Source organism: Burkholderia sp. YIM B11467, assembly GCF_052952715.1.
The window spans coordinates 285253-300190 of the sequence record NZ_JBQVSQ010000006.1 but is presented as its reverse complement, the minus strand read 5'-3'; the positions used below and the strand labels follow the sequence as shown (position 1 = coordinate 300190).

Here is a 14938-nt window from a genome sequence, read left to right as displayed (position 1 = left end):
TTCTGTTCTGCAAGGGGGTATAGCTCAGCTGGGAGAGCGCTTGCATGGCATGCAAGAGGTCAGCGGTTCGATCCCGCTTACCTCCACCAACAGAACAAATTGGATTGATTTGCGAAGCAGCAGCGGTAGTAATAAATGCTTCACAGAACGATCTAAAGCAGTTAGAATTTCGGCCTTCGCTGTTGATGAGAAGTGAATAGCGAAAGTCAGACAGATCTGAAAAGATTATGTCCCCTTCGTCTAGAGGCCTAGGACATCACCCTTTCACGGTGAGTACAGGGGTTCGAATCCCCTAGGGGACGCCAGATTCAGCGGCGTTTCATGGAAGTGTCGCGAGGCTTGCAGGAACGTAACCGACGTCCTGCGGGTTGGGTAAGGAAGTTGGAGCGGTAGTTCAGTCGGTTAGAATACCGGCCTGTCACGCCGGGGGTCGCGGGTTCGAGTCCCGTCCGCTCCGCCAGAACGAAGCCCGTTCAAGACGTTTTTGAGCGGGCTTTTGTATTAAAGGTGTAAGCAGTACGCTGTCCCCTTCGTCTAGAGGCCTAGGACATCACCCTTTCACGGTGAGTACAGGGGTTCGAATCCCCTAGGGGACGCCAGATACAGCGGCGTTTCGTAGAAGTGTCGCAACGCGTGCAGGAACGTGACGATGTCCTGCAGGCGGTGGTGCAGAAAGCTGGAGCGGTAGTTCAGTTGGTTAGAATACCGGCCTGTCACGCCGGGGGTCGCGGGTTCGAGCCCCGTCCGCTCCGCCAGAACGAAGCCCGTTCAAAAAACGTTTTTGAACGGGCTTTTTTATTAAAGATGTAAGCAGTACGTTGTCCCCTTCGTCTAGAGGCCTAGGACATCACCCTTTCACGGTGAGTACAGGGGTTCGAATCCCCTAGGGGACGCCAGATTTCGGCGTCGTTCGAACAAACGATGCGCCGGCAGGAAGTAACCGACGCCTGCCAGGCAAGTAGCAAGACTGGAGCGGTAGTTCAGTCGGTTAGAATACCGGCCTGTCACGCCGGGGGTCGCGGGTTCGAGTCCCGTCCGCTCCGCCAAAAAATGAAGAAGCCCGCCTTGTGCGGGCTTTTTCATTTGTGTTTCCGGTTGCGCCCGCTGCCGGGCGCGCGACGTCCGGGTCTCAGGCACCGAGCCGCTCCGAGAAATTCACGATTGCATCCGCACGCGACTGCGCTATATCGTGGCGGGATGCGTTCCTGATCCCTGCGCGATGCTCGATCCGACCGACCTGCGACTCCTGTATCAGCTCCGGCCTGCGGAGCCCGGCGATTTCCCGTTCGCCGAAGCGCTGACGCACGGCAACATGGGCGGCTACTACAAGCGCCATGGGCTCGTGTGGCGCAGCGACCTGTTCTATGCGAGCTGGCGCGAATCCGAGAACTTCATCCTCGAGGCCGACGGCGAGCGCATCGGCGTGCTGCGGGTGACCGAAGAGGGCGACTCGCTGCATATCCGCGACGTGCAGATCGCGGCCGGCCATCGCGGGCAGGGCGCCGGCACCTACATGCTCGACATGTCGCACCGCTGGGCGCGTGCGCGCGGGCTGCAGGAACTCCAGTTGCGCGTGTTCGTCGACAATCCCGCCGCGCGTCTCTACTTGCGCATGGGGTATCAGGTCGCCGGGTCGCGGCTTGCGCAACTCGGATCGATCCGTCACATGGTGCGGCCGGTCTGAACGGCTGACGCGTCCGGAACGCGATGGTCAGCCGATCGCGTCGATCGCATCGTCGTCCGGTGTGTCGTCGTCCGCGATGCGGCCTTCCGCACCGCGGTGCTCGTAGCCGCGCAGCATGAACGCGCGCGGGCTTTCGCCGAATGCGCGGCGGAACATCGCCGAGAACGCGCTCTGGCTCTGGTAGCCGAGTTCGCGCGCGATATGCGACAGCGGGCGGCCCTGGTTCAGCAGCGGGATCGCGCGCGCAAGCAATGCCTGCTGGCGCCACTGCGAAAAGCTCACCCCCAGTTCCTGCTTGAAGAGCCGCGAAATCGTGCGCGTGCTCGCGCCGACCTCGCTCGCCCAGTGTTCGAGCGACTCCGCATGCGCCGGGTGCGCGAGTACGGATTCGCACAGCATGCGCAGCCGCTTCTCGTCGGGCATCGGCACCGCGAGCGGCAACGGTTCGGCGTGACTCAGCTCGTCGAGCACGAGCCCGCACAGCAGGCGTTCGCGCGTGGCGCTCAGGTCGCGTGCGTCGAGCGCGACGATCAACTCGCGCAGCAATCCCGTCACTTCGACGACCCGGCACGCGTCGAGCCCGCCCGGCACGATCGACTCGTCGATATACAGCGTGCGCAGATACGCCTCTTCGACGATCACGACCTCGTGCGTCACGTGCGGCGGCACCCAGATCGCGCGGGACGGCGGCACCATCCAGGTCGTGCCGGTCGTTGCGACGCGCAGCACGCCGCGCGACGCGTACGCGAGCTGTGCCCACGCATGCGTGTGCAGCGGGATGCGGCGGCCGGCATCGACCTGCCGGGCGCGCACGCGCATCGGATGGACGGCGGTCGGCGCGAATTCGGGCGGGATGTCGATGACGTCGTATGGTTTCGATACGTCGGCTGGGACGGGCGGATTCATGGACGGTTCGGGCAGCGCGGCGGCGATGCCGTTATTTTAGAAGGTGCCGCGCGCGCGCATGCGGCGGTTTTTCGGGCGATCATGCCGTGTTCAAATGAACTTTGTATGGAGCCTGGCGAATCTGCGGCGGCGGCCGTGGCCGCGCGCACGTGCGGGTTCGAACCATCGGGCCGATGCGATGGTCTATCCATGCTTGAGCGATTTCGCACGAATCGCGCGCGAACACGGCAACATACGAATCGAAGAGGAGAACCACGATGCGCTACGTATTCGTCTACGGCACCTTGAGAACCGGAGAGGCCAACGACATCGGTCATGCGGCCGCCAGGCACGGGATTGCCGCGCCGACGCTGCTCGGCGCGGTCGCGCTGCCGGGCGAACTGTACGATTTCGGCACGTATCCGGGGATGATCGCCGGGCCGGCCGGCAAGTCGCTGGTCTGGGGCGACGTCTACGAGGTCGACGAGCAGCTCGTCCCCGTGCTCGACGAGATCGAGCGCGTCTATCCGGGCGTCGACTCGCTGTTCAAGCCGGAACACGTGACCGTCGAACTCGGCGGCCGGCAGTACGCCTGCCTGTATTATCCGATCGCCGCGCACGCGGTCGCCGGGCGTCCGCGCATTGAGTCGGGCGACTGGGTCCAGCACCGGCGCGAGCGGGAAGCCGCCTGATCGGCCGCGCGGCAGACGCTCGCACCGCAAAGAAAAAGCGCCCCGCGGGGCGCTTTTTTCATGCCGTCATCGCATGCGATCGGTGACGGCGCGTGGCCGGCTGCCGATCGCGGCGGGCAGCTTCGTCAGATTTCCTCGTACAGCGGCAGCGTCAGGAATTCGGTGAAGCCTTCCGACGTCGACATCTGCTCGAAGATCGCCGCGGCGTGCTCGTACGGTTGCGTGTTGCCGCCGACCGAACGCTTCACGTTGTCGAGTTCGGCCTTTGCGTATTCGCGCACGAGTTCGGCCGTGACCTTGCGGCCGTCGTCGAGCACGCCCTTCGGCGAGCGGATCCACTGCCACACCTGCGAACGGGAAATCTCGGCCGTGGCCGCGTCTTCCATCAGGTTGTGGATCGGCACGCAGCCGTTGCCGTCGAGCCAGGCGCCGAGGTAGTGGATGCCGACGTTGATGTTGTTGCGCAGGCCGGCCTCGGTGATCGGCGCTTCAGGCTGGAAGTCGAGCAGGTTCTTGCCCTCGACCTGCACGTCGTCGCGTTGCTTCGCGATCTGGTTCGGCTTGTCGCCGAGCACCTTGACGAACTCTTCCATCGCGATCGGCACGAGGCCCGGGTGCGCAACCCAGCCGCCGTCGTAACCGTCGGTCGCGTCGCGCTGCTTGTCCGAGCGCACGCCACCCATCGCCTTGTCGTTCGCTTCCGGATCGTTCTTGATCGGGATCAGCGCGCTCATCCCGCCGATCGCCGGCGCATTGCGCTTGTGGCAGGTCTTCAGCAGCAGCAGCGCGTACGCGCGCATGAACGGCACCGTCATCGTGATCTTCGAACGCTCGGCGAGGCAGAAATCGCGGTCGTTCTTGAACTTCTTGATCGCCGAGAAGATGTAGTCCCAGCGGCCGGCGTTCAGGCCCGAGCTGTGCTCGCGCAGTTCATACAGGATTTCGTCCATCTCGAACGCGGCGAGGATCGTCTCGATCAGCACCGTCGCGCGGATCGTGCCGCGCGGCACGCCGACCGCTTCCTGCGCGGCGACGAAGATGTCGTTCCACAGGCGCGCCTCGAGATGGCTTTCCATCTTCGGCAGGTAGAAGTACGGGCCCGAGCCGCGAGCGATCAACTCCTTCGCGTTGTGGAACAGGAACAGCGCGAAATCGAAGATGCCGCCGGACACGCGCTGGCCGTCGACCGTCACGTGCTTCTCGTCGAGGTGCCAGCCGCGCGGACGCACGATCAGCGTCGCGACCTTGTCGTTCAGCTGGTACGACTTGCCGTTCTGCTCGAGCGAGATCGTGCGGCGCACCGCGTCCTTCAGGTTGATCTGGCCGTCGATCTGGTTCGTCCAGCTCGGCGCGTTCGAATCCTCGAAGTCCGTCATGTACGAATCGGCGCCCGAGTTCAGCGCGTTGATGATCATCTTGCGCTCGACGGGGCCCGTGATCTCGACGCGGCGGCATTGCAGGTCGGCCGGCAGCGGCGCGACCTTCCAGTCGCCTTCGCGGATCGCCCTGGTATCCGCCAGGAAGTCCGGGCGCTCGCCCGCGTCGAGGCGTTTCGTGCGCTCGACGCGCGCCTGCAGCAGCGCCTGGCGGCGCGGTTCGAACGTGCGGTGCAGCGCTGCGACGAGTTCGAGTGCGTCGGGCGTCAGGATCGCTTCGTAACCCGGCTTGATTTCGCCGGTGATCGCCATGCCTTGCGGCAGCGTGATCGGGGTGCTCATGAGTCTCATCTCCTTGGTCGGTCAGTTGCGGTTTCGGTGAAGGGGGAAGGCGGCAGCATGGCGAACGTCATGCACCCGGGCCGGGGCGCGTGCGGTTTGCGGGTCTGCCGGACGGAGCCGGGGTGGCGAGGAATGCGAGCAGGTCGGCCATGCCGGTGCCCGTACCGGCGGGCGGCACGCCGAGTTCTTCGGCGGGCGCGCCCGTGCGGTTGAGCCAGAACGTCGTGTAGCCGAACCACGCGGCACCGGCGACGTCCCAGGCGTTCGACGACACGAACACGATGTTGCGCGGGTTCGGCCCGAACGCGGCGGTACCGAGCGCGTAGGCGGCCGGACTCGGCTTGTACGCGCGCACGGTGTCGGCCGACAGCACGCGATCGAACAATCCGGACATGCCGGCGCTCTTGATCGCGATGTCGAGCATCTGCGGGGTGCCGTTCGACAGGATCGCGAGCGGCGGGCGCGGTTCGAGCGCGCGCAGCTTGCGCAGCGCGGGCACCGTATCGGGATAGGTGGACAGGCAGGCGTATTCGTCCATCAGCCGCTTCTCGGCCGCGCTGTTCAGCGCGAGCCCGAGCCGGCGCGCGGCGAACCGCAGCGCGTCGAGCGTGATGTCCCGGAACGGGCGATAGCGGGCGCCGGCCGGATCGGCGAGCGTGCGCAGCTGCGAGTATTCGATTTGCTTGCGTCGCCACAGCTGCGACAACCGTTCCCCGTGACCGGGAAACATCTGTTCTGCCGCGGGCACGACCGCGCGCACGTCGAACAACGTGCCGAATGCGTCGAAGAGGATTGCGTCGGGAGAGGAGAGTGTCGTTGTGGCCGACATAGCCTTGCGCTCCAGTTTCAGAGGTCGGACCGATTCTATTCGTGATCGTAGGTGCTAAAAAAGACGCAAATCATCACTTGATCTTTTACTTTCATATACCTAATCTTGAGCGCTCAAGCTATTTGAAGGGCGGCAGCGCCGTCCTTGCGTGTCATGGACCGGTTCAAACAGATAGAAACGTTCGCCGCGGTCGCGGCGAAAGGCAGCCTGTCGGCGGCCGCGCACGCGGAAGGCGTCGCGCCGGCGATCATCGGCCGCCGCCTCGACGCGCTCGAGGAGCGGCTGGGCGTCAAGCTGCTGGTGCGCACGACGCGCAAGCTCACGCTGACGTTCGAGGGTTCGGCGTTCCTCGAGGATTGCCAGCGGATCATCAACGACATGCAGAACGCCGAGGCGAGCGTGTCCGCCGGCGGCGTCAAGGCGAGCGGCCACCTGCGCATTTCCGCGCCGGCAGGTTTCGGCCGGCGGCACGTCGCGCCGCTCGTGCCGGAATTCAGCGTCGAGCATCCGGACGTGTCGGTCACGCTCGACCTGTCCGACCGGATGGTCGATCTCGTCAACGAAGGGTTCGATTGCGCTGTGCGGCTCGGCGAGCTGCCCGACTCGTCGCTCGTGTCGCTGAAGCTCGGCGAGAACCGCCGCGTGTGCGTCGCGTCTCCCGCGTATCTGGCGCGGCGCGGCACGCCGGCCACGCTCGCGGAACTGGCGCGGCACAACTGCCTCGCGCTCGCGGCGAACGCGAACCAGCAACGCGGCTGGGCGTTCCAGGAGGACGACAAGGTCGTGTCGATCCGCGTGAACGGCACGATGGAATGCTCGGACGGCGCGGTGCTGCACGAGTGGTGCCTCGCCGGCCACGGCCTGGCGTGGCGTTCGTGGTGGGAAGTCGGCGACGACATCGCGGCCGGCCGGCTCGTCAGCGTGCTCGACGCGTACGCCGCGCCGCCGATCGGCATCCACGCGGTGTTTCCGCAGCGCCGGCACCTGCCGCTGCGCGTGCGCCTGTTTCTCGATTACCTGAAGCACACGTACGAACGGCCCGGTTATTGGGGCGAGTAGGCCGCGCGTGCCCGCGCGTTTCCGATATGAGGGCGAACCCGCTTCGGGCGCCGGATGCGCGGTTTCGCACACTACAATCGTTACAGGCATGCCAGATGCGTCGCGGCCGGCTCGGATGGGCTCGCGGCGCGCGGCGTGCGATTGACGAAGGAGGGCGCGATGTTCCGGCACATCCTCGTTCCAACCGACGGTTCCGACCTGTCGCAGAAGGCGATCGACGGCGCGATCGACCTGGCGCGCGCGGTCAGCGCTCGCGTGACGGCCTACGCGTGCCTGCCGCAGTATCCGTACTCGCCGTTTTCCGAAGTGATCATCGAGCCGCCTGCCGATTTCCGGGCGCGCAGCGAGCGCGAGGCGCGCGCGCACCTCGACGAGGTCGAAGCGGCCGCGAAGGCGGCCGGCGTCGCCTGCGACACATGGACGAGCGTGCATCCGTCGCCGTATCTCGGCATCATCGAGGCGGCCGAACGCGGCGGCTGCGACGTGATCTTCATGGCGTCCCACGGACGCCGCGGGCTCGGCAGCCTGCTGATCGGCAGCGAGACGCAGCGTGTGCTGACCCATACGAAAATTCCGGTGATCGTCTATCGGTAGGGCGGTGCCGGCCTTGGCCATGCGTGTCGCGCCATGGAAAAAGGGCGCGCCGGACAGAGCCGGCGCGCGTCGTTGCTGGCGGCCCGCGGGCCGCGCGGCCGGTCGCGCGATCGGAATCGCGCGCCTGCCGTCTCCTCCCTGATTGTTGTCCTGTTGCCGATGCCGCGCCGTCGCGAGACGGGGCGGCATCGTTGCGACGCCTGGCGCGTGTTACGCGACCTTCTTGCCGTCGAAAAACTGTTCGTCTTCGGTCGAACCGTGCAGCGCGGTCGTCGAGGCTTCGCGCTCGACCGTCTGCGTCACTGCGTCGAAGTAGCCCGTGCCGACTTCGCGCTGGTGCTTGACGGCCGTGAAGCCCTTGTCGGCTGCTGCGAACTCGGCCTGCTGCAGTTCGACGAACGCGCTCATCTGCGTGCGGGCATAACCGTGCGCGAGGTTGAACATCGAGTAGTTCAGCGCATGGAAGCCGGCCAGCGTGATGAACTGGAACTTGTAGCCCATTGCGCCGAGTTCCTTCTGGAACTTCGCGATCGTCGCGTCGTCGAGGTTCTTCTTCCAGTTGAACGACGGCGAGCAGTTGTACGACAGCATCTTGCCCGGGAACTGCTTGTGGATCGCTTCCGCGAACTTCTTCGCATACTCGAGATCCGGCTTGCCCGTTTCGCACCAGACCAGGTCGGCATGCGGCGCGTACGCGAGACCGCGCGAAATCGCCTGCTCGAGGCCCGGCTTCGTGCGGAAGAAGCCTTCCACCGTGCGCTCGCCCGTCAGGAACGGCTTGTCGTTGTCGTCGACGTCGGACGTGATCAGGTCGGCCGCTTCGGCGTCGGTACGGGCAACCAGCACGGTCGGCGTGCCCATCACGTCGGCCGCGAGACGTGCAGCCGACAGCTTCGCGACCGCTTCGCGCGTCGGCACGAGCACCTTGCCGCCCATGTGGCCGCACTTCTTCACCGAAGCGAGCTGGTCTTCGAAGTGGACGCCCGATGCGCCTGCCTCGATCATCGCCTTCATCAGTTCGAACGCGTTCAGCACGCCGCCGAAACCGGCTTCCGCATCGGCCACGATCGGTGCGAAGAAGTCGACATAACCTTCGTCACCCGGGTTCTTGCCTTCCGACCACTGGATCTGGTCGGCGCGCGTCAGCGTGTTGTTGATGCGCTTCACGACGAGCGGCACCGAGTTGGCCGGGTAAAGCGACTGGTCCGGGTACATTTCGCCCGCGACGTTCGCGTCGCCGGCCACTTGCCAGCCGGACAGGTAGATGGCTTTCAGGCCGGCCTTCACCTGCTGCATCGCCTGGTTGCCGGTCAGCGCGCCGAGTGCATTGACGAACGGCTCGTCGTTGATGAGGCGCCACAGCTTTTCCGCGCCGCGCTTGGCCAGCGTGTGCTCGATCGGGATCGAGCCGCGCAGGCGGACCACGTCCTCAGCCGTGTAGCCGCGCTTGATGCCCTTCCAGCGCGGATCGGTTTCCCATTGCGTTTGCAGTTCCTGTGCCTGTTGCTGACGCGACATGATGAGCTCCTTGATGCTGTGTGTTGCCTAATGGGTCGAATCTGACGGCGGTGATGCTGTTCGCGAAGCCGGGAGCGGTGCATTCCGGCTCGTGAAGTCTTGTATAAGAGTCTAGGCAAATCGACGGGAGCGAGACAGGGGCTTTCTTAGGAAGTGTGTAATTTTTTTATTGTTTTAAATCAATTGCTTGTATTTGTAATTTCGGGATAAGAAACGCATTTTCCCATCCCGCAATCGCTCATGTTGTGCCACGCAACATGATTTTTTACGACGCAAAAAAATTTTCCGCATCGTGAAATCTGCGGCGGGGCGAAAAAAAACCGGCGCATATGCGCCGGTCGTCTGGATTGGCGGGGCGGCCATCCGTGGGGCGGCCAGGGGCCGCCCGTGCGTGCTTACGACGCAGAGTTGCTGCGACGCGGGCCGCCGCTGCGCTGGCCGTCGCGACGCGGGCCGCCGTCACGGCTGCCACCCGGCTTGCCGCTCCAGCCGCCACCATTGCCGCCGCCGTAGCTGCGGCCACTACCGCCATTGCCGCCGCCCGGCTTGCCGCCGAAACGTCGACCGCCGCCGTTACCACCGCCCGGACGGCCGCGGCCACCGGTGCCGCCGTTACGCGGAGGTGCCTTGCGCGGCTCGAAACCTTCGATCACGTTGACCGGCAGCGGTGCACGAACGAAGCGCTCGATGCGCTTGAGCGCGCCTTGCTCGGCGTGGTGCACGAGGCTCACCGCGGTGCCCGAACGGCCCGCGCGGCCCGTACGGCCGATACGGTGCACGTAGTCTTCCGCGAACTTCGGCAGGTCGTAGTTGAACACGTGCGTGATGCCCGGGATGTCGATGCCGCGTGCCGCGACGTCGGTCGCGACCAGCACGCGCACGCGGCGCTCGCGCAGCGCACGGATCGTGCGGTTACGCGCGCCCTGCGGCAGGTCGCCGTGCAGCGCGGCCGACTCGAAACCAGCGTCGGCGAGACGGCCGGCGAGCTGGTCGGCGTCGATCTTGGTCGCCGTGAAGATGATCGCCTGGTCGAGCGCGTCGTCGCGCAGCAGGTGATCGAGCAGGCGATCCTTGTGATCGCGGTCGTCGACGTAGTGCACGGTCTGCGCGATGTTCGCGCGCGATTCGAGGCGTTGCTGGATCTCGATGCGCTCCGGGTCCTTCAGCAGGCGGCTCGTCAGCGAACCGATCTTGCCGTCGAGCGTGGCCGAGAACAGCATCGTCTGGCGCGACGCGGGCGTGGCGGCGACGATCGTTTCGATATCGTCGATGAAGCCCATGTCGAGCATGCGGTCGGCTTCGTCGAGCACCAGCATCTTCAGTTCGGACAGGTCGATACGGCCGCGCTCGAGGTGATCGAGCAGACGGCCCGGCGTGGCGACCAGGATTTCGGGGTTCTTCGCGAGCAGCATCAGCTGCTGGCCGTAGGCGACGCCGCCGAGGATGCTGACCGTGCGCAGGCGCTTCAGGTGCTTGCCGTAGTTCGATGCGGCCGTGGTGACCTGCATCGCGAGTTCACGGGTCGGCGTCAGCACGAGCAGGCTCGGGCGCGCGACGGGTTGCGGGCGGCGCACACGGCGGTCACCCTGGCTCGGCTCACGCGGCGCGCGCGGTTGCTGCGCCAGCGTTTTCTGGAGCTGCGCGAAACGTTCGATCGCGGGCAGCATGAATGCAGCCGTCTTGCCCGAACCGGTCGGGCTCGACACCAGCAGGTCACGGCCGGCGATGCCGGCCGGAATCGCGCGCTGTTGGACCGGCGTCGGCTTCACATAGCCGGCGGCCTCCAGCGCGGAGACGATCTCCGGCGACAACCCGAGCGACGCGAAGCTCGGCTCGTCCGACGCCGGTTCGACCGCGGCCGGTACGGCGGCGTCGTCGAGACCGAGCGCCTGGTCGGCGATCGCGTTGAGCGGGCTGGAGTTGATGCTCGAAGTCATAACAATCCTTGAAACACAGTGGGTGAAACGTCGGCGCCAATCGCGCATACCCAAGTCGTCGGATTCAGCGAGCAAATCGGGAAACGGGTGCAATCCGCCGAACAGTCGGCGGATGAGGCATTAGAAGCTGTTTTGGGTGCGGCGCGCTTCAGGAGCGGGGCCGCCAGCCTGATAAGTGACGACCGCGAGGGTCGAAGCAGGAGGGGACAGGTTCTAAACCGGATTGGAGCTTAACGCTACGAGGCGTCTGGCCGGAACGGCTTGCGAGCCGAGCGCGGGAGGTGACGCAGGCCGCATTATAAAGAAATTTGCTGCGCTGCGCCACTGATTTGATTGCCTATTGCGGCGGGACCGATTCGGTCAGGATGCGGTGCCGTTCTTCAGCGATTCGACGAGCTCGACGTATTGTTGCTTCGCCGCTTCCTGCGACGTGCCTTTCAGCGCGTCCCAGGCGTCGTACTTGTACTTGCCGACGATGTCGGTGAAGCCCGGCTTGTCGCCATGGGCATCGCCGTCGGTTGCCTGCTTGAAGAGCGCATACAGGCGCAGCAGGGTCAGGTTGCCCGGTCGTTCCGTCAGTTGCTTGACGTCGATCTGGGCCTGGTCGAATTGGGTGGTGAGTTCGCTCATCGGGTGTCTCCGTAAGGGTTTCAGGTCGGGCGATCTTAACAAGCGGACCGCCGCGCGGGGTCGAGCGATCCTTCCAAACCACCGCCGGCGCCGCGCGCACGCGCAGATCGGGCCCGATCGCCCGTGGGAGCGGGGCGCCGCATTACAATGTCGGCCATGACGCAAACAGTGCTCCTCGCCATCGATACGTCGACCGAATATTGCTCGGTCGCGCTGCTGCGCTCGGCTCAAGCCGATGACGCCATTTCCACCCCGCAAACCTGGGTCCGCCACGAGCAGACGGGCGCCGTGTCGAGCACCCGCGTGCTGCCGGCGATCCAGGCGCTTTTCGCCGAATCAGGGCTGACGCTCGCCGATTGCGATGCGATTGCGTTCGGCGCGGGCCCCGGCTCGTTCACGGGCCTGCGCACCGCGACGGGCATTACCCAGGGCCTCGCGTTCGGCGGCGGGCTGCCGGTCGTGCCGATCGGCACGCTGCTCGCGTGCGCGGAGCACGCGCGGCTGCGCGCGCCCGGCACGACGCGCGTGCTTGCCGCGCTGGACGCGCGGATGGACGAAGCCTACTGGGCGGATTTCGAGTGGGATGACAGCGTCGGCGACTGGCGCACGCTGCATCCGGCCTCGCTCGACGCGCCGGGTGCCGTTGGCGTGCCCGATGCGCCGTTCACGCTCGCGGGAAACGCGGCTGCCGCGTTCGGCACGCAACTGCCGGCTGCGGCGCGCGCGGCCGTGATCGACGGCGATGCGCTGCCGCATGCGCTGGCGGTCGCGCATGCCGCACTGCGCGCGTTCCGCGCCGGGCGTGTGGTGCCGGCCGATCAGGCGGCGCCCGAATACGTGCGCGACAAGGTCGCGCAGACGACCGCCGAGCGTGTCGCGGCACGCGCCGCGCAGACGGGCGGAGCGAAGGGATGACGGGCGTACTGCTGAGCGACCGCTATCTGGCGCCGATGACGGACGCGGATCTCGACGAGGTCGTCGCGATCGAACAGGTCGCGTACGAATTCCCGTGGAGCCGCGGCAACTTCGAGGATTCGTTGCGCAACGGCTATCTGGGCGTGTGCCTGCGGCACGTGACCGGCTCGCTCGTCGGCTACTGCGTGCTGATGCCAGTGGTGGACGAGATGCACCTGCTGAACCTGTGCGTCGCGCCGGCCGTGCAGCACGCGGGCGCGGGGCTTGCGCTGCTGCGCGAGGCCGTGCGCATTTCGCGCGCGGAGCGGCTCGACGGCGTGCTGCTCGAGGTGCGGCCGTCCAATACGCGCGCGATCCATCTGTACGAGCGTTTCGGCTTCGTGACGATCGGCCGGCGCAAGAACTACTATCCGGCGAAGCATCGCAGCCGGGAGGACGCGATCGTGATGCGTCTGACGTTGAACAAGGATGAGGGGGACGCGCATGGCGTGGGCTGAAGCGGCACTCGAGGAAATGGGCCTCGCGCAGATCTGGGTGCGGCGCGGGCAGCGCGCGGACGAAGGCGCGGCAGTCGATGCGCCCGCCGCGGCGCAAACCGGTGCGGTGGGCGACACCTCCGTGGTCGCCGCCGATCGGCCGGCGCGCGCGGCGCGTACGCCTTCGCAAGACGATGCGCCGCCGTCCGTCGTGCGTGCGGCCGATGCATCGCCGTCGAGCGAGCCCGGCACGCCGGCGCGCCGTGTGGCCGAGGACGATCGCGCACCCGTGCCGGCCGCCTCGGCCGATGCGATGCCGCCGATGGACGACGCACCGCCTGCCGGCGATGACGATTTCGCGTGGTTCGACGCGGCGCCGCCGGGCGATCCCGTGCCGGCTGCCGAACCGCGCCGCGCCGAAACGCCGGTTGCCGTGCTCGACTGGGATGCGCTGGCCGCGCGCGTGGCTGGCTGTACGCAGTGCCGGCTGTGCGAGAAGCGAACCAACACCGTGTTCGGCGTCGGCGACCGCGAAGCGGACTGGATGCTGATCGGCGAAGCGCCCGGCGAAAACGAGGACAAGCAGGGCGAGCCGTTCGTCGGCCAGGCCGGCAAGCTGCTCGACAACATGCTGCAGTCGCTGTCGCTCCAGCGCGGTGACAACGTGTATATCGCGAACGTGATCAAGTGCCGGCCGCCCGGCAACCGCAATCCGGAACCGGACGAGGTCGCAAGCTGCGAGCCTTATCTGCAGCGCCAGGTCGCGCTCGTGAAGCCGAAGCTGATTGTCGCGCTCGGTCGTTTTGCCGCGCAGACGTTGCTGAAGACGGACGCGAGCATCGCGTCGCTGCGCGGCCGCGTGCATGAGTACGAAGGCGTGCCGGTGATCGTCACCTACCACCCGGCGTACCTGTTGCGCAGCCTGCAGGACAAGTCGAAGGCATGGGCCGACCTGTGCCTCGCGCGCGACACGTTCCAGCGCGCGGCGGGTGCCGACGCGAACGGGCCGGCCGGTCAATGACGGCCGGCGCGGCGTTCGCATTCGTCGATACGCTGCGTGACGCCGCGGTGCGCGATCTGGGTTGGCTGCTCGCGAGCCCGAGCCTGCTTACCGCGGCACCCGGCGCACCGCTCGCGCATCCGTGGCCGGATGCGGCCGGATGGTCGGCCGTTCAAGCGTGGCTCGCCGCGCTCGATGCTCAGCCTGAGCCGCTGCGCCGCGCGCTCGACGGGCTACGGCCCGTACGGCTCGGCCGCTATGCGGAATGCCTGCTCGAGTACTTCCTCACGCACGGACCGTCGCTGCAGCTCGTCGCGGCCAATCTCCCGCTGCGCAGCCATGGCCGGACGCTCGGCGAAGTCGATTTTCTCGTCGATGCGCCGGACGGGCAGCGCCTGCACTGGGAGCTCGCGGTGAAGTGCTATCTGTGCGCACCGGTGCGCGACGGCGCGTCGCTCGCCGACTTCGTCGGGCCCAACCTCGTCGACCGGCTCGACCGCAAGCGCAGCCGGCTGCTCGACCACCAGCTGCGGCTCGGCGATCGCGACGGCTTTGCGCTGCTCGGCTACGGTGCGCCGTCCGATGCGCAGATGTTCATCAAGGGCTGGCTGTTCTATCCGCACGGCGTGCCGTTGCCGCCGGTGTCCGCGGAAATCGCGCCTGATCACCCGCGCGGTTTCTGGCTGACGCACGCGCAGTGGCCGACGTGGGCGGCCGCGCAGCGTGCCGGTGTTGCATGGAGCGTGTTGCCGCGGCTTGCGTGGCTCGCGCCGCGGCGGGTTGCCGCCGACGCCGGCTTCGAACTCGAACCGCTTGCAGCCGCACTTGAGCTGCCGCCCGTGCTGACGACGCGTCAGGCGCCCGCACTGATCGGCATCCACGAGAAGGGCTGCGATGGCACGTGGCGCGAGACGGCGCGTGGCTTCGTCGTGCCCGACGACTGGCCGGCGCATGCGCAGGCATTCGCGGCGCAGGACGGCTGACGCCGCGTCAGCGAGCGC

The 14938-nt window shown here is 66.6% G+C and carries 14 protein-coding genes and 7 tRNA genes; 15 read left to right on the top strand and 6 right to left on the bottom strand.

The features are described from left to right. Positions 1–13 precede the first annotated feature (13 nt). The 8 genes from ACTRWB_RS22350 to ACTRWB_RS22315 all read left to right on the top strand — a co-directional run bounded on the left by ACTRWB_RS22350 (position 14) and on the right by ACTRWB_RS22315 (position 1684). A tRNA-Ala gene (locus tag ACTRWB_RS22350) sits at positions 14–89 on the top strand. Between the two features lie 140 nt (positions 90–229). Continuing rightward, a tRNA-Glu gene (locus ACTRWB_RS22345) sits at positions 230–305 on the top strand. A 78-nt stretch (positions 306–383) separates the two neighbouring features. Beyond that, positions 384–460 (top strand) — tRNA-Asp (locus ACTRWB_RS22340). A gap of 63 nt (positions 461–523) precedes the next feature. Then, positions 524–599, top strand: a tRNA-Glu gene (locus ACTRWB_RS22335). 79 nt (positions 600–678) lie between these two features. After that, positions 679–755 (top strand) — tRNA-Asp (locus ACTRWB_RS22330). A gap of 65 nt (positions 756–820) precedes the next feature. Further along, positions 821–896: transfer RNA gene (locus tag ACTRWB_RS22325), tRNA-Glu, on the top strand. Between the two features lie 73 nt (positions 897–969). Continuing rightward, a tRNA-Asp gene (locus tag ACTRWB_RS22320) sits at positions 970–1046 on the top strand. Between the two features lie 173 nt (positions 1047–1219). Continuing rightward, a complete protein-coding gene (locus ACTRWB_RS22315; RefSeq protein WP_048248684.1) occupies positions 1220–1684 on the top strand; it encodes a GNAT family N-acetyltransferase in 465 nt (154 codons plus the stop codon). Between the two features lie 27 nt (positions 1685–1711). Here the strand turns inward: ACTRWB_RS22315 and ACTRWB_RS22310 are convergent, their stop codons facing one another. Further along, entirely contained in the window at positions 1712–2590 is an 879-nt protein-coding gene (locus ACTRWB_RS22310; protein WP_446903240.1) for an AraC family transcriptional regulator, read from the bottom strand. 257 nt (positions 2591–2847) lie between these two features. Here ACTRWB_RS22310 and ACTRWB_RS22305 point away from each other — a divergent pair, with 257 nt between their 5' ends. Continuing rightward, positions 2848–3261: a gamma-glutamylcyclotransferase family protein gene (locus tag ACTRWB_RS22305; protein ID WP_343495567.1), complete on the top strand. Its 414-nt coding sequence runs from the start codon at positions 2848–2850 to the stop codon at positions 3259–3261. 125 nt (positions 3262–3386) lie between these two features. Here the strand turns inward: ACTRWB_RS22305 and aceB are convergent, their stop codons facing one another. After that, positions 3387–4979: a malate synthase A gene (aceB, locus tag ACTRWB_RS22300; protein ID WP_446903239.1), complete on the bottom strand. Its 1593-nt coding sequence runs from the start codon at positions 4977–4979 to the stop codon at positions 3387–3389. Positions 4980–5046: 67 nt separating this feature from the next. Then, a complete protein-coding gene (locus ACTRWB_RS22295; protein ID WP_446903238.1) occupies positions 5047–5808 on the bottom strand; it encodes a haloacid dehalogenase type II in 762 nt (253 codons plus the stop codon). A 153-nt stretch (positions 5809–5961) separates the two neighbouring features. Here ACTRWB_RS22295 and ACTRWB_RS22290 point away from each other — a divergent pair, with 153 nt between their 5' ends. Then, entirely contained in the window at positions 5962–6867 is a 906-nt protein-coding gene (locus ACTRWB_RS22290) for a LysR family transcriptional regulator (protein WP_193098648.1), read from the top strand. A 159-nt stretch (positions 6868–7026) separates the two neighbouring features. Further along, positions 7027–7461 carry a universal stress protein gene (locus tag ACTRWB_RS22285; RefSeq protein ID WP_048248914.1) on the top strand — a complete coding sequence of 145 codons (435 nt, stop codon included), beginning with the start codon at positions 7027–7029 and terminating at the stop codon, positions 7459–7461. Between the two features lie 210 nt (positions 7462–7671). Here ACTRWB_RS22285 and aceA read toward each other — a convergent pair whose 3' ends face one another. The 3 genes from aceA to ACTRWB_RS22270 form a co-directional block, all read right to left on the bottom strand. Further along, positions 7672–8979 carry an isocitrate lyase gene (gene aceA, locus ACTRWB_RS22280; protein WP_446903237.1) on the bottom strand — a complete coding sequence of 436 codons (1308 nt, stop codon included), beginning with the start codon at positions 8977–8979 and terminating at the stop codon, positions 7672–7674. Positions 8980–9374: 395 nt separating this feature from the next. Continuing rightward, positions 9375–10916 carry a DEAD/DEAH box helicase gene (locus ACTRWB_RS22275; protein WP_193098646.1) on the bottom strand — a complete coding sequence of 514 codons (1542 nt, stop codon included), beginning with the start codon at positions 10914–10916 and terminating at the stop codon, positions 9375–9377. Between the two features lie 360 nt (positions 10917–11276). Continuing rightward, the gene (locus ACTRWB_RS22270; protein WP_446903236.1) at positions 11277–11546 is read right to left on the bottom strand and encodes an acyl-CoA-binding protein; all 270 of its coding nucleotides are present in this window, start codon (positions 11544–11546) and stop codon (positions 11277–11279) included. Positions 11547–11693: 147 nt separating this feature from the next. On the opposite strand from ACTRWB_RS22270, the gene tsaB reads away from it, so the two are divergent. From tsaB to ACTRWB_RS22250, 4 genes are read left to right on the top strand one after another with little or no spacing between them, the layout of a single operon-like run. Then, on the top strand, positions 11694–12461 hold the full coding sequence (tsaB, locus tag ACTRWB_RS22265; RefSeq protein WP_129512449.1) for a tRNA (adenosine(37)-N6)-threonylcarbamoyltransferase complex dimerization subunit type 1 TsaB: 768 nt from the start codon (positions 11694–11696) through the stop codon (positions 12459–12461). Next, positions 12458–12958, top strand: coding sequence for a ribosomal protein S18-alanine N-acetyltransferase (gene rimI, locus ACTRWB_RS22260; protein ID WP_446903235.1), 501 nt, complete (start codon positions 12458–12460; stop codon positions 12956–12958). Before tsaB ends, rimI begins: the two co-directional genes overlap by 4 nt. Then, the gene (locus ACTRWB_RS22255; protein WP_446903234.1) at positions 12945–13958 is read left to right on the top strand and encodes a uracil-DNA glycosylase; all 1014 of its coding nucleotides are present in this window, start codon (positions 12945–12947) and stop codon (positions 13956–13958) included. The genes rimI and ACTRWB_RS22255 overlap by 14 nt, the downstream gene beginning before the upstream one ends. Further along, a complete protein-coding gene (locus tag ACTRWB_RS22250) occupies positions 13955–14920 on the top strand; it encodes a DUF1853 family protein (RefSeq protein WP_446903233.1) in 966 nt (321 codons plus the stop codon). Before ACTRWB_RS22255 ends, ACTRWB_RS22250 begins: the two co-directional genes overlap by 4 nt. Positions 14921–14938 lie beyond the last annotated feature (18 nt).